At 70.3% G+C, this 19922-nt stretch carries 20 protein-coding genes and 1 riboswitch; of the genes, 7 read left to right on the top strand and 13 right to left on the bottom strand.

The genetic code is table 11. From position 1 onward, the window contains the following. The first annotated feature begins 11 nt into the window (after positions 1-11). From I5731_RS03205 to I5731_RS03185, 5 genes are all read left to right on the top strand, one after another. Positions 12-734, top strand: a complete 723-nt coding sequence (locus I5731_RS03205; RefSeq protein ID WP_197309918.1) for an AzlC family ABC transporter permease — start codon at positions 12-14, stop codon at positions 732-734. A gap of 16 nt (positions 735-750) precedes the next feature. Continuing rightward, complete coding sequence (locus tag I5731_RS03200) at positions 751-1059, top strand: AzlD domain-containing protein (protein ID WP_197309917.1); 309 nt, start codon at positions 751-753, stop codon at positions 1057-1059. 127 nt (positions 1060-1186) lie between these two features. Continuing rightward, positions 1187-2011, top strand: a complete 825-nt coding sequence (locus I5731_RS03195) for a UDP-2,3-diacylglucosamine diphosphatase (protein WP_197309916.1) — start codon at positions 1187-1189, stop codon at positions 2009-2011. Continuing rightward, positions 2008-3060, top strand: coding sequence for a glycosyltransferase family 4 protein (locus tag I5731_RS03190; protein WP_197309915.1), 1053 nt, complete (start codon positions 2008-2010; stop codon positions 3058-3060). Before I5731_RS03195 ends, I5731_RS03190 begins: the two co-directional genes overlap by 4 nt. A 57-nt stretch (positions 3061-3117) precedes the next feature. Then, positions 3118-4140: a threonine ammonia-lyase gene (locus I5731_RS03185; RefSeq protein ID WP_197309914.1), complete on the top strand. Its 1023-nt coding sequence runs from the start codon at positions 3118-3120 to the stop codon at positions 4138-4140. Between the two features lie 6 nt (positions 4141-4146). Here the strand turns inward: I5731_RS03185 and I5731_RS03180 are convergent, their stop codons facing one another. Both I5731_RS03180 and thiD read right to left on the bottom strand, forming a co-directional pair. Further along, positions 4147-5004: an AraC family transcriptional regulator gene (locus I5731_RS03180; RefSeq protein ID WP_197309913.1), complete on the bottom strand. Its 858-nt coding sequence runs from the start codon at positions 5002-5004 to the stop codon at positions 4147-4149. Positions 5005-5035: 31 nt separating this feature from the next. Then, complete coding sequence (thiD, locus tag I5731_RS03175; RefSeq protein WP_197309912.1) at positions 5036-5851, bottom strand: bifunctional hydroxymethylpyrimidine kinase/phosphomethylpyrimidine kinase; 816 nt, start codon at positions 5849-5851, stop codon at positions 5036-5038. Between the two features lie 324 nt (positions 5852-6175). Here thiD and I5731_RS03170 point away from each other — a divergent pair, with 324 nt between their 5' ends. Continuing rightward, entirely contained in the window at positions 6176-6412 is a 237-nt protein-coding gene (locus tag I5731_RS03170) for an Lrp/AsnC ligand binding domain-containing protein (protein WP_197309911.1), read from the top strand. A gap of 8 nt (positions 6413-6420) precedes the next feature. On the opposite strand, the gene I5731_RS03165 is transcribed toward I5731_RS03170, so the two are convergent. The 6 genes from I5731_RS03165 to I5731_RS03140 form a co-directional block, all read right to left on the bottom strand. Further along, positions 6421-7050: a thiamine phosphate synthase gene (locus tag I5731_RS03165; protein WP_407941810.1), complete on the bottom strand. Its 630-nt coding sequence runs from the start codon at positions 7048-7050 to the stop codon at positions 6421-6423. Position 7051: 1 nt separating this feature from the next. Beyond that, positions 7052-7864 (bottom strand): thiazole synthase, encoded by an 813-nt coding sequence (locus I5731_RS03160; protein WP_197309910.1) that lies wholly within the window; start codon positions 7862-7864, stop codon positions 7052-7054. 1 nt (position 7865) lies between these two features. Beyond that, a complete protein-coding gene (thiS, locus tag I5731_RS03155) occupies positions 7866-8063 on the bottom strand; it encodes a sulfur carrier protein ThiS (protein WP_197309909.1) in 198 nt (65 codons plus the stop codon). Next, on the bottom strand, positions 8047-9039 hold the full coding sequence (locus I5731_RS03150) for an FAD-dependent oxidoreductase (protein WP_328838045.1): 993 nt from the start codon (positions 9037-9039) through the stop codon (positions 8047-8049). Before I5731_RS03150 ends, thiS begins: the two co-directional genes overlap by 17 nt. Positions 9040-9151: 112 nt before the next feature. Then, a riboswitch (TPP riboswitch) is annotated at positions 9152-9242 on the bottom strand. 77 nt (positions 9243-9319) lie between these two features. Further along, entirely contained in the window at positions 9320-10240 is a 921-nt protein-coding gene (locus I5731_RS03145) for a DMT family transporter (protein ID WP_328838043.1), read from the bottom strand. A 120-nt stretch (positions 10241-10360) separates the two neighbouring features. Then, positions 10361-12661, bottom strand: a complete 2301-nt coding sequence (locus I5731_RS03140; RefSeq protein ID WP_197309907.1) for a xanthine dehydrogenase family protein molybdopterin-binding subunit — start codon at positions 12659-12661, stop codon at positions 10361-10363. A 262-nt stretch (positions 12662-12923) separates the two neighbouring features. On the opposite strand from I5731_RS03140, the gene I5731_RS03135 reads away from it, so the two are divergent. Continuing rightward, positions 12924-13682: a hypothetical protein gene (locus I5731_RS03135; RefSeq protein WP_197309906.1), complete on the top strand. Its 759-nt coding sequence runs from the start codon at positions 12924-12926 to the stop codon at positions 13680-13682. Between the two features lie 47 nt (positions 13683-13729). Here I5731_RS03135 and I5731_RS03130 read toward each other — a convergent pair whose 3' ends face one another. From I5731_RS03130 to zwf, 5 genes are all read right to left on the bottom strand, one after another. Then, a complete protein-coding gene (locus tag I5731_RS03130; protein ID WP_197309905.1) occupies positions 13730-14608 on the bottom strand; it encodes a serine/threonine protein phosphatase in 879 nt (292 codons plus the stop codon). A gap of 77 nt (positions 14609-14685) precedes the next feature. Further along, positions 14686-15489, bottom strand: coding sequence for a peptidoglycan-binding protein (locus I5731_RS03125; RefSeq protein ID WP_197309904.1), 804 nt, complete (start codon positions 15487-15489; stop codon positions 14686-14688). A 158-nt stretch (positions 15490-15647) separates the two neighbouring features. After that, positions 15648-17465 carry a phosphogluconate dehydratase gene (edd, locus tag I5731_RS03120; protein WP_197309903.1) on the bottom strand — a complete coding sequence of 606 codons (1818 nt, stop codon included), beginning with the start codon at positions 17463-17465 and terminating at the stop codon, positions 15648-15650. Positions 17466-17569: 104 nt separating this feature from the next. Next, positions 17570-18259, bottom strand: coding sequence for a 6-phosphogluconolactonase (pgl, locus tag I5731_RS03115; RefSeq protein WP_197309902.1), 690 nt, complete (start codon positions 18257-18259; stop codon positions 17570-17572). Between the two features lie 22 nt (positions 18260-18281). Continuing rightward, the gene (gene zwf, locus I5731_RS03110) at positions 18282-19772 is read right to left on the bottom strand and encodes a glucose-6-phosphate dehydrogenase (protein ID WP_197309901.1); all 1491 of its coding nucleotides are present in this window, start codon (positions 19770-19772) and stop codon (positions 18282-18284) included. Positions 19773-19922 lie beyond the last annotated feature (150 nt).

The raw sequence follows: 19922 nt of genomic DNA, 5'->3' as shown, positions 1-19922 counted from the left end.
ACGCCCCGGCCATGACCACGCACCTCGCCTCCCCCCGCGCCGAATTCGCCGCGGGCGTCGTCGCCATCCTGCCGCTCGCCGTGGCGGTGATGCCGTTCGGCCTGATCCTCGGCGCCAACGCCGCCGCCAAGGGCCTGTCGCTCGCTGAAGTGCTGGCGATGAGCGCCTTCGTCTTCGCCGGCAGCGCGCAGTTCCTCGCGATCGACCTCTGGCGCGATCCCGCGCCCTGGGCGGCGCTCGGCCTCACCACGCTGCTGATCAACCTCCGCCACGTGCTGATGGGCGCGTCGTTTTCGCAGAAGCTCGGCCGCTTCGGCCGCGCCGGGCGCCTCGTCGCCGTGTTCTTCATGGCCGACGAGATCTGGGCGGTCGCCGAACGCCGGGCGCTGGAGCGCCCTTTGACCCCGGCCTACTACGCCGGCCTTGCCCTGCCGCTCTACGTCAACTGGCTGGTGCTGACCGTCGCCGGCGCGGCGCTGGGCAAGCTGGTCGCCGACCCGCGCGCCCTCGGCTTCGACTTCGCCTTCACCGCCGTGTTCATCGGCCTCGTCGCCGGCTTCTGGAAAGGCCGGCCGACGCTGAAGATCACCGTCGCCAGCGCCGCCGCCGCCATCCTCGTGCACCGGCTGCTGCCGGGCGCCTGGTACGTCATCGCCGGCGCCGGTGCGGGCATCGCCACCGCCGCGCTGACGACACCCGCCGCGCCACCGCTGCCCGCGGCCGCGAAGCGCTGACCGGAGGAGACGCGCCATGGACGCCTTCGCGCTCACCCCCGCCAACCTCGCGGCCATCGCCGCCATGGCGGTCGCGACCTACGCCACCCGCGTCGCCGGCCTCTGGCTCGCCGGCCGCATCCCGCAGGGCGGCCGCGCCCGCGCCGCCCTCGATGCGCTGCCCGTCGCCGTGCTCGTCGCGGTGATCGCCCCCGGCGCGGCGGCCGGCCCCGCCGAGATCCTCGCCACTATCGTCACCATCGTCGCCGTGCTGCGGCTGCCGCTGCTCGCGGCGGTGGTGGTCGGGGTCGGTGCGGTCGTCGCGCTGCGCGCGCTGCTCGGTTAGCCGGAAGCCGGCAAAAGCCTGACGGCTCCGACAGTTCCCCTGTCATAATTCTGTGGTCGGAATCGCCTTACATGCCGTCGTCTTCACCTGAAAGATCAGGGTCCACGCGACCCGTCGGCATCGCGTCATGTCTGAACAACCAGAAGCCCGGCACTTCCGGACATTGTTTATTTCCGATGTCCATCTCGGCACGCGCGGCTGCCAGAGCGAACTCTTGCTCGACTTCATGCGCTACAACGATGCCGAGACGATCTACCTCGTCGGCGACATCATCGACGGCTGGCGCCTGAAGCGATCCTGGTACTGGAGCCAGGCGCACAACGACGTCGTGCAGAAGATGCTGCGCAAGGGGCGCAAGGGCGCCCGCATCGTCTACACCCCCGGCAACCACGACGAGTTCCTGCGCAGCTACCTCGGCACCCATTTCGGCGACGTCGAGGTCACCGACACCGCGATCCACGAGACAGCGGACGGGCGCAAACTGCTCGTCATCCACGGCGACCAGTTCGACGTCGTCGTGCGCCACGCCAAATGGCTGGCGCTGCTCGGCGACTGGGCCTATGTCGCGGCGCTGAACCTCAACACCGTCGTCAACAAGGTCCGCCGTTGGCTCGGCTTCCCCTACTGGTCGCTGTCGGCCTGGGGCAAGCTCAAGGTCAAGAACGCCGTCAACTTCATCGGCGCCTTCGAACAGGCGCTGTCGGGCGAAGCGCGCCGGGTCGGCGCCGACGGCGTTGTCTGCGGCCACATCCACCACGCCGCCGTCCGCGATATCGACGGCATCGCCTATTACAACACCGGCGACTGGGTCGAGAGCTGCACGGCGCTGGTCGAGCACCACGACGGCCGCATGGAGATCCTGCGCTGGACCCGGCTGTCCGCGCGGTCCGCGGCGTCCGACCTCGCCGAGCCGGTGAGCGAGCCGGCCCCCGGCGCCCAGGCCGCCGCATGACCCGCATCACCATCGTGACCGATGCCTGGCACCCGCAAGTCAACGGCGTGGTGCGCTCGATCGATCGCAACAACACCGAGCTGCGCAAGATGGGCGTCGACGTCACCATGGTGACGCCGCAGGCCTTTCGCACGGTGCCGTGCCCGACCTACCCGGAGATCCGGCTGTCGCTGACGACGCCGCGCCGCTTCGCCGCCGAGATCGCCAAGGGCCAGCCGTCCTACGTGCACATCGCCACCGAAGGGCCGCTCGGCCTGTTCGCGCGCGGCTGGTGCCGGCGGCAGGGGCTGCCGTTCACCACGAGCTACCACACCCGCTTTCCCGAATATGTCTCGGCCCGCCTGCCGATCCCCTCATCCTGGCTCTATGCGATCGTGCGCCGGTTCCACAATTCCGGCGCCGGCTGCATGGTGGCGACGGAAAGCCTCGCCCGCGAGCTCACCGAGCGCGGCTTCGTCCGGCTGATGCGCTGGTCGCGCGGCATCGACGCCGACCTCTACCGCCCGCGCGACAAGGACTTCCTCGACCTGCCGCGGCCGATCTTCATGAACGTCGGCCGCGTCTCGGTGGAAAAGAACATCGAGGCCTTCCTCGACCTCGACCTGCCCGGCACCAAGGTCGTCGTCGGCGACGGCCCGCAGCTCGACGCGCTGCGCCGGCGCTATCCGGACACCGTGTTCACCGGCGCGAAGTTCGGCGAGGACCTCGCCCGGCATTACGCCGCCGCCGACGTCTTCGTGTTCCCGAGCCGCACCGACACCTTCGGCAACGTCATCCTCGAAGCGCTCGCCTCGGGCGTGCCGGTCGCGGCCTATCCGGTGATGGGGCCGATCGACATCGTCGGCAGCCATCCCGTCGGCGTGCTCGACGAGGACCTGCGCACCGCGGCCCTCGGCGCACTCGAGATGTCGCCCGAGGCCTGCCGCAAGCTGGCGCTGACCTATTCCTGGCAGGCGGCGGCGCTGCAGTTCCTCACCAACATCCGCATCGCCAACGGCGAGCGGGTTGCCAACGCCCCCAAGATCGCGCAACCCTCGGCGGCGGAATGAAGCAGCCGCGGCCGCCCGCCGGGCGTCGCCCCGGCTGCGGCTGAGCGAGGCGGCGGCATGAGCACTCCGACGGCAACCAATCTCTCCGGCGCGGTGCCGCTGCCACAGCACGACCCGACCTTCGCCGACATCGAGGCCGCCGCCGCGCGCCTGTCGGGCTACGCCACCCTGACGCCGCTGCTGCCCGTGCACGACGTCGCGGTCGGCGGGGGTGGCCGCCTGTTCGTCAAGGCCGAGTGCCTGCAGCGCACCGGCTCCTTCAAGTTCCGCGGCGCCTTCAACCGCCTCTCGATGATCCCGGAAGCGGCGCGCGGACCCGGCGTCGTCGCCTGCTCGTCCGGCAACCACGCGCAAGGCGTTGCCGCCGCGGCGGAAATCCTCGGCATGCCAGCGGTGATCGTGATGCCGCGCGATGCGCCGGCGATCAAGATCCGCAACACCGAGGGCTACGGCGCCCGCGTCGTGCTCTACGACCGCCGCACCGAGGACCGCGACGTCATCGCCCGCGCGATCTGCGCGGAGACCGGCGCCACCTTCGTCCACCCCTACGACGACCCCGGCGTGATGGCCGGCCAGGGCACCACCGGCCTCGAGCTGGTCCGCCAGCTCGCCGACCTCGGCCGCGTCCCCGACGTGGTGCTGGTCTGCGCCAGCGGCGGCGGGCTGACGGCGGGGATCTCGCTCGCGGTCGAGCGCCTCGCGCCCGGCTGCGCGGTCTATACCGTCGAGCCGGCCGGTTTCGACGACCATGCCCGCTCGCTCGCCGGCGGTGTCCGCGTGCGCAACGCCGAGCCGGACGGCTCGATCTGCGACGCGCTGATGGCGGCGACGCCGGGGCTGATCACCTTTTCGGTGAACGGCCCGCGCGTCGCCGGCGGCCTCACCGTCAGCGACGACGAGGCCCTCGCCGCGGTCGCCTTCGCGGCGCGGCGGCTGAAGCTGGTGGTCGAGCCCGGCGGCGCCGTGGCGCTCGCCGCAGCCCTCACGGGCAAGCTGCCGCTGGAAGGCAAGACGGTGGTCGCGATCGTTTCGGGCGGCAATGTCGATGATGCGATGATCGTCCGCGCGCTCGCCGGCTGACCCGGCCTAGCCGCGCCGGAACGCCCCGGGCGCCACGCCGACGCGGGCCTTGAAGGCGTTGGTGAGATGGCTCTGGTCGAAGAAGCCGCACGCCGCCGCCACCTCGGCCAGCGGTTCGCCGGCCGCGACCAGCCGGCGGGCGGCGCGGACGCGGCAGTCGGTGAGATAGGCGTGCGGCGTCAGCCCGGTCTCGTGCTTGAACCGGCGCAGGAAATGATGCCGCGACAGGCCGGCGACGCCGGCGAGCCGCGCGAGATCGATCTCCTCGGCGAAATGCGCGTCGAGGAACTCGCGCGCCCGGCCGATCGCGGCGCCGGTGCCGCGCGTCGTCGCCATCGGCGCGACGCCGGCATGGCGCGCGACGAGCAGCCCATAGGCGGCGACCAGCGCCTCCTCGCCGAGCAGACCGTCCGGCTCGGCCTCCAGCGCGCGGTGCGCCGCGACGAAGGCGGCATAGGCCGCCGGATCGCGCAGCACCGGGTCGGCGAAGAACGGCGCCGGCGCGACGTCGCGGTCGGTGAGGTCGGCGGCGATCTCCTGCATCAGCCCGATCGACGGATAGGTCATCCGGTAGGCATAGCCCTCGCCGGCGGGCTCGCCGTCGTGCACGTCGCCGGGATGCACGAAACAGACGTCGCCGGCCGCCGCCAGCCGCCGCGCGCCGCGCAACTGAAACGCCTCGCAGCCGGCGACGATGACGCCGACGACATAGGTCTCGTGGCTGTGCGGCGCGTAGCGATGGGCCCGGAAGGCGGCGGTGAGCCCCTCCAGCCGGTCGTGCCGGGCCGCGCGGAAGAAGCGGGCGCGATCACGCGCGCCGAGGCGGTCCGGTTCGAGGGCGGCACTCTGTTCGATCGTGCTCATCGGTTGAGGATAAGCCTCGGAACGGCGGGCGTCACCCGTCGTCCCGTGCCGGCCAGAGGGCGTGGAAATGATGCACCGGCCCGTGGCCGTGCCCGATGGCGAGGCTGTCGGCCGCGACGATCGCCGCCGTCAGCCAGGTCTTCGCATTGCCGACCGCGGTGATCAGGTCGTCGCCGCGGGCGAGCCCCGCCGCGATCGCCGAGGACAGCGTGCAGCCGGTGCCATGCGTGTTGTTCGTCGCGTGCCGCGGCGCGGTGAACCAGTGCACGCTGTCGGCGGTCACCAGCACGTCGGCGCTCTCGTGGTCGTCGCCGTGACCGCCCTTGACCAGCACGGCGCGCGCGCCGAGTTCGACGATCGCCCGCCCCTGCGCCGCCATCGAGGCGGGGTCGGTCACCGGCGTGGTGCCGAGCAGCCGCGCCGCCTCTGGCAGGTTCGGCGTCACCAGCGCGGCCCGCGGCAGGAGCAGCGTCCGCAGCGTCTCGACGGCTTCCGGCTGCAGCAGCGGATCCCCGCTCGCCGCCACCATGACGGGATCGAGCACCACCTGCGTCAGGCACCAGGCGTCGAGCCCGGCCGCGACGGCTTCGATCACGCCGGGGTCGGCCAGCATGCCGATCTTCACCGCGTTGACGGCGAGGTCCGAGAACACCGCATCCATCTGCGCCCGCACGAACGCCGGCGGCACCGCGTGGATGCCGGTGACGCCGCGGGTGTTCTGCGCGGTCAGCGCGGTGATCACGCTGGCGCCATAGACGCCGAGCGCGGAGAAGGTCTTGAGATCGGCCTGGATCCCGGCCCCGCCTCCGGAATCGGAGCCGGCGATGGTGACGGCGATGGCGGTCATGTGTGGGTTTCCGTGGTTTTGGGGAGGTGGCTTGCGGCAGGTTCCTGCCGTGTGGCCTCCCCCCTCCCTGTCCCTCCCCCGCTTCGCAGGAGAGGGGACGATGGGTGATGGGGCTTTCGCAAAACGAAGGTTACGCCGTAGCGAAGCGCTGTTTGAGACGGCGCCCTAACCTCCTGCGTCCCCTCTCCTGCGAAGCGGGGGAGGTGCGCAGCACGGGAGGGGGCGCAACACGGCAAGCCGCCGGCACACCCCCACCCTTGCACCCGGCCCCCCGAAGTGATCGACTGCGCGCCGCAGCGGACGACCAACCCGGGGAGAGGCAAGATGACGGCGTTCTTCGTGCTCGTGAAGTGCCAGCTCGGCCAGTCCTACAAGGTGGCGACGGCGATCGCAGATGCGGAGATCGCCTCGGAGATCTATTCCACCGCCGGCGACTACGACCTGATCGTCAAGTTCTACCTCGAGGACGGCGAGGACATCGGCCGCTTCGTCAACGAGCAGCTCCACGTCATCGCCGGCATTGCCGACACCAAGACGATCCCGACCTTCAAGGCGTTCTGAGCGGCCGCTCATCGCGTCCAGCCGTCCCGGGCGTCCAGCCACGCCGCGCAGCGCGCCTCCGGGTCCGGCGCGCCGAGCACGTCGGAGACCACCGAGACGATGTCGGCGCCGGCCGCGAACACCCCCGGTGCCCGCTCCAGCGTGATGCCGCCGATGCCGACCAGCGGACAGGCGATGCGCCCGCGCCAGTGACCGAGCCGGTCCAGCCCCTGCGGCCCCCACGGCATCTTCTTCAGCGTCGTCTCGTAGACCGGCCCGAGCGCCACGTAGTCGGGATCGACGCCGAGCGCCACCTCCAGCTCCTCGTCCGAATGCGTCGAGATGCCGAGGCGGAGGCCGGCGCGGCGGATCGCGGCGACGTCGGCGTCCGCGAGATCCTCCTGGCCGAGGTGCAGCCAGTCGGCGCCGAGATCGATCGCGAGCTGCCAGTAGTCGTTGACCACCAGCGTCGCCCCGTGCGCGCGGCACAGCGCCAGCCCCTCGGCGAGTTCGGCGCGGACGATCGTCTCCGGCTGGTCCTTGATCCGGAGCTGCACCAGCTTCAGCCCGAGCGGCAGCAGCCGCGGCAGCCAGTGCAGCCGGTCGGCGACGAGATAGAAGCGGTCGAGCCCCAACGTGGCGAGGTCAGGCTGCGCCATGTCAGTTGCCCTGCCCGGCGAACGGCGAGAACGGCGCCCCGAACACCGGCGTCGAGGCGTGCGCGAGATCGTGCGCTTCCATGATGCCGGCCTCGAAGGCGGTGCGCCCGGCCTCGATCGCTTTCGCGAAGGCCTCGGCCATCGCCGGCGGGTCACCGGCCGTGGCGACGGCCGTGTTGAGCAGAATGGCGTCGTAGCCGAGTTCCATCGCGGCGGCGGCGTGGCTCGGCGCGCCGAGCCCGGCGTCGACCACCAGCGGCACGTCCGGCACATGGGCGCGCAGCAGCTTCAGCGCATAGGGATTGTTGAGGCCACGGCCCGAACCGATCGGCGCGCCCCACGGCATCAGCACCCGGCAGCCGGCCTCGAGCAACCGGTCGGCGAGCACCAGGTCGTCGGTCATGTAGGGGAACACCTGGAATCCCTGCGACGTGAGCTCCGCCGCCGCCTCGACGAGGCCGAACGGGTCGGGCTGCAGTGTCGCGTCGTCGCCGATCACCTCGAGCTTGATCCACGGCGTGCCGAACACCTCGCGCGCCATCAGCGCGGTCTTGATCGCCTCGCGGGCCGAGTGGCAGCCGGCGGTGTTCGGCAGCACCTTGACCCCGAGGCCGCGGATCAGCTCCCAAAACGCATGCCCCGCCTTGTCGCCGCCGGCGGATTCACGCCGCAGCGACACCGTGACGATGCCGGCGCCCGAGCGCTCCACGGCGCGGCGCAGATGATCCGGCGAGGGATAGCGCGCGGTGCCGAGCAGGAAGCGGCTCTCGACCGGCGTGCCGTAGAACTCCAGCGGCTTTGCGGAAACCGTCATCTCATCCTCCCTGGCGCGGGCTGAACACCTCGACCGCGTCGCCCTCGCCGAGCGGCGTCGCGGCGCGCTCGCCGCGCGGCACGAACTCGCCGTTCAGCGCCGTCGCGACGATGTCGGGGTCGTAGTCCTGCGCGACGACCAGCGCGTCGAGCGTTGCGGCAGCAGTCTCGATCGCCTCGCCGTTAAGCTGGATCTGCATGGAAAACCTCGTGTTTCTTGGAAGCCGGCGCCGCGCCCACGATCCGGGCGACGATATCCTCGGCGAGCGCCGGCGCGATCAGCCAGCCATGGCGGTAGAGCCCGTTGACCGCGATCACGCGCCCGTCCTCGACGATGCGCGGCTCGTTGCCCGGGAAGGCCGGGCGCAGCCCAGCGTTGAATTCGATGATCTCCGCCTCGCCGAAGGCGGGATGCAGCGCGTAGGCCTGCGTCAGCAGTTCGCCGGCCGAGCGCACCGTGACCGCCTCGCCGACGTCGCTCTCGACCGTCGTCGCGCCGATCATGTAGACGCCCTCGCCGCGCGGCACGAGGTAGAGCGGGTGGCGATGGTGCAGCAGCCGCACCGGCCGGCTGATCGCGACATCGCGCGATCGGATCACCACCATCTCGCCCTTGACGCCGCGCAGATCGGCAAAGCGGTCGCGCGCGCCGAGCCCACGGGCATCGACGATGCGCCCGGCGGCGATGGCGTCCGGATCGCCGCGCCAGTCGAAACGGACGGCGACACCGGCCGCCTCGAGTTGATCGCGCAGCGCGCCGAGCGTCTGGCGCGGATCGAGATGGCCCTCGCCGGGGAAGAACAGTCCGCTGCGAAACCGGCCGGCGAGGTCGGGTTCGAGGTCGCCGATCCGCGCCGCATCGGCAGGCTCGTGCCCCTCGGTCAGCCGGCCGAAGCGGGCGAGCCCGGCCGCATCGCGCGGCGGCGCCACCACCAGCGAGCCGCGGATCACGACGCCGTCGTGCAGCGTCGGCCACAGCGCCATCGACCGCAAGCCGAGGTCGACGACATCCGCCTCGGCCCCGTCGGCCTCGCAGAACGGCGCCAGCATGCCGCCGGCCTTGTAGCCGGCCGAGGCCGAAAAATCGCGCGGGCCGCGCTCGTAGACCGCGACCGACAACCCCGCCCGCAGCGCCGTCACCGCGGTCACCAGCCCCGCGACGCCGGCGCCGAGCACGGCGACGTCGACGGATCGCCCGGGGGGCCGGACGCTCGACGACGATGAGGATGGGACGGGAGTTGTCAAAACAGCCCTCGGCATATGGCGGAGGGCAGCACGAACCGCGAAGGCTCGAAACCGGTGACGTCCCTCCGCTGGCACGATCCAGATCAGGTTCTAAGGGTGCGTCTCAGCCCGTTAGGGCGCCCCTCGTCACTGCCCGGAATGTGTGACTGCGATGCCCCGATGTCAAGGAAACGATATGCCGGCGAAGTGCCCGGCCCCGGCCGTCCCGGTCTCACGACGGCGTATTCGCCTTGCGCGCCCGCGCCCGCTCGATGCCGAGCTGGCGTTCGCGCCAGATGACGAAGATGCCGGCGGCGACCACGATGGCGGAGCCGGCGAGCACGGTGAGGGTCGGGATCTCGTCGAAGACGAGGATGCCGAGCAGGATCACCCAGATCATGCTGGTGTAGTCGAACGGCGCGATCACCGAGGCTTCGGCGTGGCGGTAGCTCTGGGTCATCAGCACCTGGCCGACGCCGCCGGTGAGGCCGATGCAGAGCAGGATCAGCGCGTCGCCGGCGCTCGGCATCACCCAGCCGAACGGCGCCGTGGTGAGCGCCAACAGCGCGGCGGAGCCGGAGAAGTAGAACACGATGGCGCCGGTGCCCTCGGTCGCGGTCAGGCGGCGGATCGTCACCATGGCGAGGGCCGCAAAGAACGCCGAGCCGAGCGCATAGAGCGCGCCGACCGCCGCGCCGTCGAGCCGGCCGGAGGTGAAGCCGCCGAGATGCGGCGACAGCACCACGAGCACGCCGAGGAAGCCGATCGTCACCGCCGACCAGCGGTAGGCCCGCACCTTCTCGCCGAGCAGGATCGCCGCCAGCGCGGTGCAGATCAGCGGACCGGCGTAGTTGATCGCGGTGGCATCCGGCAGCGGCAACAGCGCCAGCGAGGCGAACCAGAAGAACATGCTGGTGGTGCCGACGATGGCGCGCAGGAAATGGCCGCCCGGATGGCTGGTCCTGAGTGCCCGCGGCAGCTCCCGCTGCCAGGCGAGCATCAGCAGCACCGGGATCAGGCCGAGCGCCGAGCGCGCGAACACCACCTCCCCGACCGGCAGCCGGTCCGCCACCAGCTTCACCAGTGTCACCATCAGGGTGAAGGCGAAGGTGGCGGCGATCTTGAGCGTGACGCCGAGCAGGGGACCGGACACGGGACTTCGCTCCCAAGGGACCGGCCGGCGTGGCGCCGTCCGTCCCGGGGGCGGCCGCGATCGCGTCACGGCCGCCGTCTTCCGTTGGTCGCGGCCGGCCGAAGCCCGCCGCGGCGGGGATCAGGCGGCCGACAGCGCCTGCCAGATGCGGGACGGCGTCGCCGGCATGTCGATGTGGCGGATGCCGGCGTCCGACAGCGCGTCGACCACCGCGTTCATCACCGCCGGCGCCGCGCCGATCGTGCCCGCCTCCCCGGCACCCTTGATGCCGAGCAGGTTGGTCGTCGAGGGCACGTTGCGGGTGTTGAAGTCGAACATCGGGAAATCGTCGGCGCGCGGCATGGTGTAGTCGAGGAAGGTCGCGGTCAGCAGCTGGCCGTCGCCGTCATAGACGGTGTTTTCGAGCAGCGCCTGGCCGATGCCCTGCGCCACGCCGCCATGCACCTGGCCGGCGAGCAGCAGCGGATTCACGGTCACGCCGAAGTCGTCGACGATGGTGTAGCGGGCGATCGTGGTCGTGCCGGTCTCCGGGTCGATCTCGAGCTCGCAGACGTGCGTCCCGTTCGGGTAGGTGCACTCTTCCTGCTCGAAATTGCCGTGCGCCTTCAGCTTTTCCGGGTCCGGCGTGCCGGCCGCGAGGTCGGCGAGGCTGAGCGAACGGTCGGTGCCGACGACGCGGACGCTGCCGCCTTCGAGCTCGATGTCGCCGGGCGCCGCTTCGAGCCGGTCGGCGGCGAGCTGGCGGATGTTCTCCACCAGCACCTTCGAGGCGATGTCGACCGAGGCGAGGCCGAGCGGGATCGAGCGCGAGCCGCCGGTGCCGCCGCCGACGCGCACCCGGTCGGTGTCGCCCTGCACGGTCTCGACCTTGTCGAGATCGATGCCGAGGTAGCCGGCGATCACCTGGCCATAGGCGGTGGCGTGGCCCTGGCCGTTGGTCTGGGTGCCGATGAACAGGGTCGCGCTGCCGTCGGGGTTCAGCGTGACGTTCGCCTCCTCGGAGCCGGCGAAGGCGCAGGCCTCGATATAGGTGGCAAAGCCGAAGCCGCGCAGCTTGCCCTCGGCCGCGCTCGCCGCCTTGCGCGCGGCAAAGCCGTCGCGGTCGGCGAGTTCCAGCGCCTTGTCGAGGTGGCCGGAAAACTCGCCGGTGTCGTAGAGCCGCCCGGTCACCGTCTTGTAGGGCAGCGCGGCGGTGGCGACGAAGTTGCGCTTGCGGATCTCCACCGGGTCGAGCCCGGTCTCCTGCGCCGCGACGTCGACGAGGCGCTCGATCAGATAGGCCGCCTCCGGCCGCCCGGCGCCGCGATAGGCGTCCGTCGGCGTGGTGTGGGTGTAGACGCCGCGCACGGTGACGTCGATCGCGCCGATGTCGTAGAGCCCGGTCGACATGGTGACGCCGAGGCAGGGAATGTAAGGTCCGAACTGGTGCAGGTAGGCGCCCATCGCCGCGACGAGATCGATCTCGAGGGCGAGGAAGCGGCCGTCGGCGTCCAGCGCCAGCTTGGCGGTGGTGACGTTGTCGCGGCCGTGCGCGTCGGCGACGAAATGGTCGTTGCGGTCGGCGACCCACTTCACCGGCCGGCCGAGTTGCTCGGCGGCGCGCATCAGCAGCGGGTATTCCGCGTAGACGAACGCCTTGGTGCCGAAGCCGCCGCCGACGTCGGGCGTCACCACGCGGATGCGCGACCGGTCGACCTTCAGGATGTCCTTGGCGAGCACGTCGCGGATGCCGTGGCCGCCCTGGGTGCCGGCGGTCAGCGTCCAGCGACCGCTCGCCGCGTCGTAGTCCGCGATCGCGGCGCGGGTTTCCATGTAGTTGGCGACGAGGCGGTTGTTGAGGATGGTGAGGTCCACCACCCTGTCGGCCCGCGCGAACGCCGCCGCCGTGGCGGCCCGGTCGCCGAGATGGTGCTCGAAGGCGAGATTGGTGCCGTGCTCCGGCCAGACGAGGGTGGCGCCGTCGTCCAGCGCCGCGCCGGTGTCGACGATCGCCGGCAGGCCGTCGTAGGCGACCTCGATCGCCTCGGCCGCATCGCGCGCCGCGACGACACTGTCGGCCACGACGAAGGCGACCGGATCGCCGACATGGCGCACGGTGCCCTCCGCCAGCACCGGATGGCGCGGCACCCGGATCGGCTGGCCGTTCGCCTGCTTCGGGAACGCCTTGGTCGGCATCGCGGCGAGATCGCCGATGTCGTCCGCCGTCCAGACGACATGCACGCCCGGCATCGCCCGCACGGCGGCAAGGTCGCCGATCGTGAAACGCGCATGCGCCATCGGCGAGCGCAGCACCACGGCGTGCAGGCAGTCCGCCGGCGTGATGTCGCCGGTGAAGCTGCCGTGCCCTGTGATCAGGGCCGCATCCTCGCGGCGGCGCACGGGGGCGCCGATGCCGAACTTGGGCGTGAGCGGTGCTGACATGGGGAACCTTCTTGGAGCCTTCGGGAACCCGGAAGGGGAAAGGACGGAGGGGGTCGCGGCGGCGCGCCTATCGATAAGCGAGATATAACCGCTCGGTCGCAGCGGGCAACCACGGATGCCGGAGAGCGGCCATGATTTGCGCGGGCGGCTCGCCCCGCAATCACCGACCGCGATCAACCGCAAAATCCCTCTTCACGCGCAATACGTGTCTTGTATGATCGAGACTCCCGCTATGGGGGCATCGCTATCTTGGGGGGCGGTCATGGATCAGGCGCTGGGGACTTTGGGGTTGCTCGTATTCCTGATGTTGTTTTTCTCGACGGTGGTCGAGGCGATCATGGAGGCCATCCGGGGCTTTCTGAACCAGCTCGCCGGCTACGAAATGTTCAAGAAGGTGTCGCTGTCGTCGGAAGTCTCGATCGAGGATGCATTGAAACTCTCGACCGAGTTCCTGCCCCAGAACGCGACGGCGAAGGCACGGATCACCGCCCAGATCGCCGCACTGGAAGCCACCGCAAAGGAGGCGATCGGGGCAGTGACGGACAAGAAGGCCATCGCCGCCCAGCTCAAGACGGACCTTGTCGGACTGATGGGTCCCGACGCGACCGAGGAACAGCTGCTGCTGCTGGCTGGCAAGACGAAAGCCGCGATCGCCAAGTTTCAGGCGCAATACGATCAGCGTGAGCAGCTGCGCATCTGGATTATCCGGCTGATTTCTGCCGCCGTCGGGATCGTGCTTGCCTTGCTCGCTGATTTCAATGTGTTCCAGATCGCGTTGGACGCGCTCGGCGCCGGCGCTTCGACCCCACCCGACCCGGCAGCAGTCGGTGAAGCTGGACAGGCGGGCAACGAGGTCTCCTACGCAGCCCTCACTGAATTTCTCAATCGACTGAAAGGTCCCGTTGGCACCATCATCACCGGCATCTCCGCCGCCGCCGGCAGTTCCTACTGGCACGACCAGCTCGACGGCATTCGCAAGGCGAAGGAGCTCAAGGCGAACGTCGTGAAGCTCACCAACTGACGCGGATGCGGCGGATGTCCGGCAGGGCATTCGCCGCAGCCCCGAGCTCAGGCAGCTACGCCCCGCTCCGCCAGCAGCCGCGCGAGCACCAGCGTCCCGCCCACGGACCGCCGCAGCTCGCGGTTTCCGAACCGCGTCACCGGGCGGTTCAGCGCGCGCGCGACCGGGGCGAGCAGGCGCAGGGCGCGCTTCAGCTCCGCCTCGACGTCCGGGCGCACACCGGCGACATAGGTGCGCAGGATCGCTTCGGTGTCGTCCGGCCCCATCGCGTGAAACACCTGGATCGACCACAGCCAGACATCGCGCGCGGCCGCCACCGCGAACGGCATCACCGCCGTCGGCATTTCCTCGAAGTCGAGGAAGCCGACCGTTTCGCCGTCGAAGGTGAAGTCGCGCAGGCTCGGCCGGCCGTGCACATGGCCGGCGGCGTGCAACCGGGCGAGCGCTGCGGAGGCCAGTAACAGCGCGGCGCGCAGGTCCCCCCGGTCGCCGCTCGCCCGCGCATCGCGGGCAATGGCGGCGATCGTCGGCCCGAGGTCGCCGAGCACGATCGCCCGGCTCGAGGCGTAGACGATCTCCGGCACGTGAAAGCCGCCGGCGCGCAGCGCCGTGATCATGCCGACCTCGCGCGCGATCGCTCCGGCGCCGTCGAGACCCGGCGCGGGTTTCAGGAAATCGAGCGGCACCAGGCGCGCCAGCACACGCTGCGCCGCCAGCCAGACCGGCCGGTCGTCACGCGCCGGCCGCTTGATCCACAAGGTGCGGCCGTCCCGCGCGAGACGCTCGATGCGCGGGCCCGGCGCGTCCGCGCGGGCGACGATCTCCGGGGCGGCGGTGTCGGACGCCCCGATCGTGAAGCCGGCAGCGAGGGCGTCGGCTGAATTGGCGATTGGCCTGCGCCGGGGCGAATGGGGTTCACCTGTCATCGAACCGACATAAGCGATACGAGTTCGGCGGTAAATCGCTTCATCTCCTGCTCGCGCCGCGCCAGCCGATCGTACCGTCAGGCCGCCTGCGCCAGTTCGTCGGGCAGCGCGCCCCAGGTGGAAGGGCCCACGATGCCGTCGACCTTGAGGCTGCGGGTCGCCTGAAAGTGCCGAACCGCCGTTTCGGTCCCCGGCCCGAAGTCGCCATCGATTGCGACGAGGTAGCCCTGCGCCCGCAAGCGCCGCTGCAGGACTTCGACGGCATCACCCCTTAGGCCCCGATGAAGGACCGGCATGCCGCCGGACGGATTGGCGATATGCTCCGCCCTCTTGCCGGCAAGCGCTACCTTGGCCTTGGCGAGATAGGCTTGGCGCTCCGCCAGCCCCCTAAGACCACCATTGACCTTTCTGGTCACCGTGATCAGGTCGTCGGCGTCGGCCGCCACATTGATCTTGCGGCTCTTCCAGTATTCGCCGGCGATCTTCAACGACGTCACCGGCTCGGCCGCGAGGTGCGGGTCCGCAACGAGATCGATGCCGAGCGTATCGGACATTGCGGCATAGTTGAACCTGCCGGTCAGTTGCAGCAGCCCCCGGCCCTTGAATCTCACTCCATCGCCCTTCTGGGTGTTGCCGAGGTCGAGCCGCCCTTCATAGTCCTTGCCGCTGGCGTACTCCTCGGTCGTGCAAAAGCCATCGCACTCGTGGGCAATCTGCGCCAGAAAATGCGCAATGCGGATTCGTGAGAAAATATCGTAGTATTCCAATGTGTCTTCCAGCGCCGCGCCCACGTCGGCGATGATTTCAGCCTGCCTGACCGCCCTCGTACCCGTAACTTTCGGCGCGATCACCCGTAATAAATCGGCATCGAGCGTAAGCATCGGACATCTCCTGTCTGATACACCGAGAACGTGTATCGGGGGGAGAATGCATCCAACATTGATGGAGGGGCAGTGATTTTTTGCTGGTAAGTGATAGTACGTACGCCGTCCGCGCGGGACCACAGGCTTGCGCCCGCGGTAGCCGCCGAACGCTCGCCTCAGCCGAACACCGAGGCACCTTCCTCTGCGCGGCCGACGCTGCGGCGGAACGAGACGAACAGGTCGCGGCCGAGGCCCCATTCGTTGTCGCCGAGGTCGACGACCGCCGGTGCCCGCGCCGCCCATTCGGCGGCATCGACCAGCACCTCGAGCGCGCCGGTCAGGCAGTCGAGCCGAACGATGTCGCCGTCCTTCACCTTGGCGATCGGCCCGCCGTCGGCGGCCTCCGGGGTGACGTGGATCGCCGCCGGCACCTTGCCCGAGGCGCCCGACATGCGCCCGTCGGTGACGAGCGCCACCTTGCGGCCGCGGTCCTGCAGCACGCCGAGCGCGGGGGTCAGCTTGTGCAGTTCCGGCATGCCGTTCGCCTTCGGCCCCTGGAAGCGGATCACGGCGACGAAGTCGCGGTCGAGCTTGCCGGCCTTGAACGCCGCCTGCATCTCGTCCTGGCTGTGGAACACCAGCGCCGGCGCCTCGATCACCTGGCGTTCGGGCTTCACCGCCGAGGTCTTGATCACCGCGCGGCCGATGTTGCCGGCGAGCAGCTTCAGCCCGCCGGTCGCCTGGAACGGCGCGCTCGCCGGCCGCAGCACCGCCTCGTCCTGGCTGACGCCCGCCGCCGGCTGCCAGTGCACCGCGCCCGCGTCGTCGAGCTTCGGCTCGACCTTGTAGCCGTCGAGGCCTGAGCCCCAGATCGTCTTGACGTCGGCGTGCACCAGCCCTTCCTCGAGCAGCGTGGTGATCAGATAGCCCATGCCGCCGGCGGCGTGGAAATGGTTCACGTCGGCCATGCCGTTCGGGTAGACGCGGGCGACCAGCGGCGTCGCGTCCGAGATGTCGGAGAAGTCGTCCCAGTTGAGCATGATGCCGGCGGCGCGCGCCATGGCGATCAGGTGCATGGTGTGGTTGGTCGAGCCGCCCGTGGCGTTGAGCCCGACGACGCCGTTGACGATCGCCTTCTCGTCGATGATCTCGCCGACGGGGGTGTACTGGTTGCCCTGCGCGGTCAGGGCCAGCGCGCGCTTGGTCGCCTCGCGGGTCAGCGCGTCGCGCAGCGGCGTGTTCGGGTTGACGAAGGACGAGCCCGGCAGGTGCAGGCCCATGATCTCCATCAACATCTGGTTGGAGTTGGCGGTGCCGTAGAAGGTGCAGGTGCCCGGACCGTGGTAGGAGGCGCTCTCCGATTCCAGCAGTTCGGCGCGGCCGACCTTGCCCTCGGCATAGAGCTGGCGCGTCTTCGCCTTCTCGTCGTTGGAAATGCCGGTCGTCATCGGGCCGGCCGGCACGAACACCGCCGGCAGGTGACCGAACGACAGCGCGGCGATCAGCAGGCCCGGCACGATCTTGTCGCAGACGCCGAGATAGACGGCGGCGTCGAACATGTCGTGGCTGAGCGCCACCGCCGTCGACATGGCGATGACGTCGCGCGAGAACAACGACAGCTCCATGCCGGTCTGGCCTTGCGTGACGCCGTCGCACATCGCCGGCACGCCGCCCGCCACCTGCGCCACGGCCCCCACCTCGCGCGCCGCCGCGCGGATCAGGTCGGGAAAGCGCTCGTAGGGCTGGTGCGCCGACAGCATGTCGTTGAAGGCGGTGACGATGGCGAGGTTCGGCACCACGTCGCCCTTGAGGGCCGCCTTGTCGGAGGGGCCGCAGGCGGCGAAGCCGTGCGCGAGGTTGCCGCAGGCGAGCCGCGAGCGGCGCGGCCCCTTCTCACCGGCGATGCGGATACGCTCGAGATAGCGCTGGCGCGTGTCGTAGGAGCGCCGGGCGATGCGCTCGGTGACGTCGCCGATGCGGGCGTCGAGGGTCATGGGTCGGCCTCCTTCGATCGGGTGCCGGCGCGGGGGCGCCGGTGAAATTGCTTGCTGTTGTCTGCCTGCGGCCGGTCAGCGCGGCGCCGTCGGGCGCCGGCCGGTCACGGGCACCAGAATACGGTCGGCGGTGTCGCGGACCAGAGCACGCCGCGGATCGGCATCTCCTCGATGTCGCCCTCGGCCATCGCCGCGTCGAGCACCGCCCGCTTGACCGCCCCTTCGATGTGGAGGGCAATGCGGTCGGAGGCGAGGATCTGCGGCAGGGTAAAGGTCACCCGCGGCTCGCCGGCTGCCGGCGCCCGGATCGGCAGCACCACGTCGGTGCCCTCCGGATCGAGGCAGTCGGCCAGCCGGTCGCCGCCGGGAAAGAACGACGCGGTGTGCCCGTCGTCGCCCATGCCGAGCACCACCGCCGCGAACGGCATCGGCAGTTCGGCGATCGCGAGATCCACCGCGGCCATCCCCTCCTCCGGCGTCGGCGCGTCGGCGTAGAGCGGCACGAAGCGCGCCGCGGCCGCCCGGCCCTGCATCAGGTTGGCCCGGAGCAGCGCGGCGTTGGAGCGCTCGGAGGTCTCCGGCACCCAGCGCTCGTCGACGAGGGTGACGGTCACGCGCTCCCAGTCGAGGTCGTAGGCCGACAGCGCGCGGAAGAACCGCGTCGGCGTGCGCCCGCCGGAGAGCGCGATCGCGGCCGCGCCCAGCGTTTCAATCCGCTCGGCGATGCCTTCCGCCACGAAGGCGACGAGGGCGACCGCAAGGTCGTCGGCGTTGTCGAACGTGCGCAGGTCCATCAGCGTCCTCCCGCGGCGCGCGTCATTCCGCGCTCAGCGATTTCTCGTGCCATTCGCGCGTCGGATTGTCGAACCGGATCAGATCGCGCGCTTCGTCGGGCCCCCAGGACCCGGCCATATAGGGCTTCGGCGCCTTCTCGCTCGCCGCCCAGGCGTCGAGGATCGGGTCGACCCAGGTCCACGCCGCCTCGACCTCGTCGCGGCGCATGAACAAGGTGGCGTTGCCGCGGATGACGTCGAGCAGCAGCCGCTCGTAGGCATCCGGGTTGCGCACCTTGAACGCCGAGGCGAAGCTCATGTCGAGCGGCACCCGCTTCAGGCGCATGCCGCCGGGACCGGGATCCTTGATCTGCAGCCAGAGCTTGACGCCCTCGTCGGGCTGCAGCCGGATCACCAGCTCGTTGGCCGGGATCGGCTCGCCGTCGCCGAAGATCGAGTGCGGGATCTCGCGGAAGGCGACGACGATCTCCGAGACGCGGTTGGCGAGGCGCTTGCCGGTGCGCAGATAGAACGGCACCCCCGCCCAGCGCCAGTTGCTCACCTCGGCCTTGATCGCGACGAACGTCTCGGTCCGGCTCGTCTTGTTGGTGATCTCGTCGATGTAGCCCGGCACCGTGCCCGACTGGTTGACCCCGGCGCGGTACTGGCCGCGCACCGTGAGGTGGCTGACGTTGTGCGGGCCGATCGGCTTCAGCGACTTCAGCACCTTCAGCTTCTCGTCGCGCACGGCGTCCGCGTCCATCGACGACGGCGCCTCCATGGCGACGAGGCAGAGCAGCTGCAGGATATGGTTCTGCACCATGTCGCGCAGCGCGCCGGAGGTGTCGTAGTAGTCGCCGCGACCCTCGACGCCGATCGATTCCGCCACCGTGATCTGAACATGCTCGATGTGGGCGTTGTTCCAGAGCGGCTCGAACAGCGCGTTGGCGAAGCGCAGCGCCATCAGGTTCTGCACCGTCTCTTTGCCGAGATAATGGTCGATGCGGTAGATCTGGTCTTCCGGGAACACCCGGCCGACCGCGTCGTTGGTCGCCCGCGCCGACTTGAGGTTCTTGCCGAGCGGCTTTTCCACCACGACGCGCGTGTTTTCCGTAACGAGGCCGTGCCGGCCGATATGCTCGCAGATCGGGCCGAACAGGTCGGGACCGGTAGCGAGGTAGAAGGCGCGGACGCGGTCCTTGCCCTCGTCGAGCAGGGCGACGAGGTCAGGCCAGCCGGTGTCGGTGGTCGCGTCGCAGGCGACGTAGTGGATGCGCGACAGGAACTTGTCGACCGCCTTCTTGTCGAGCTCCTCACGACGCAGATGCGCCTCCAGCGCCGCCTGCACCTCCGCCCGGTACGCCTTGTTCGACTGCGGCCGGCGCGAGACGCCGATGATGCGGGCCCCGTCCGGGATCTGACCGTCGATGTCGCGATGGTAGAGGGCCGGCAGCAGCTTGCGGCGGGCGAGATCGCCGGTGCCGCCGAAGACGACGTAGTCGAAGGTATCGACGACGATGATGCGACTGGTCATGGAGCTCCTTGCGGGACAGTCCGGACGACCATGGCGGATCGGCCATGGAACGGGCGGCGACACGAAGGACCAGCGGGGCCACCGGCCATCGCCGGCCGTTCTCGCCGCATCCTAGCGGAGCACCATCCGCATTGCATCCGTGGGGCGGGA

Source organism: Methylobrevis albus (genome assembly GCF_015904235.1).
In the GTDB taxonomy this organism is placed as follows: domain Bacteria; phylum Pseudomonadota; class Alphaproteobacteria; order Rhizobiales; family Pleomorphomonadaceae; genus Methylobrevis_A; species Methylobrevis_A albus.
Note: the sequence above shows the minus strand (reverse complement) of the source record. Positions and strands in the feature narration are given on the sequence as shown.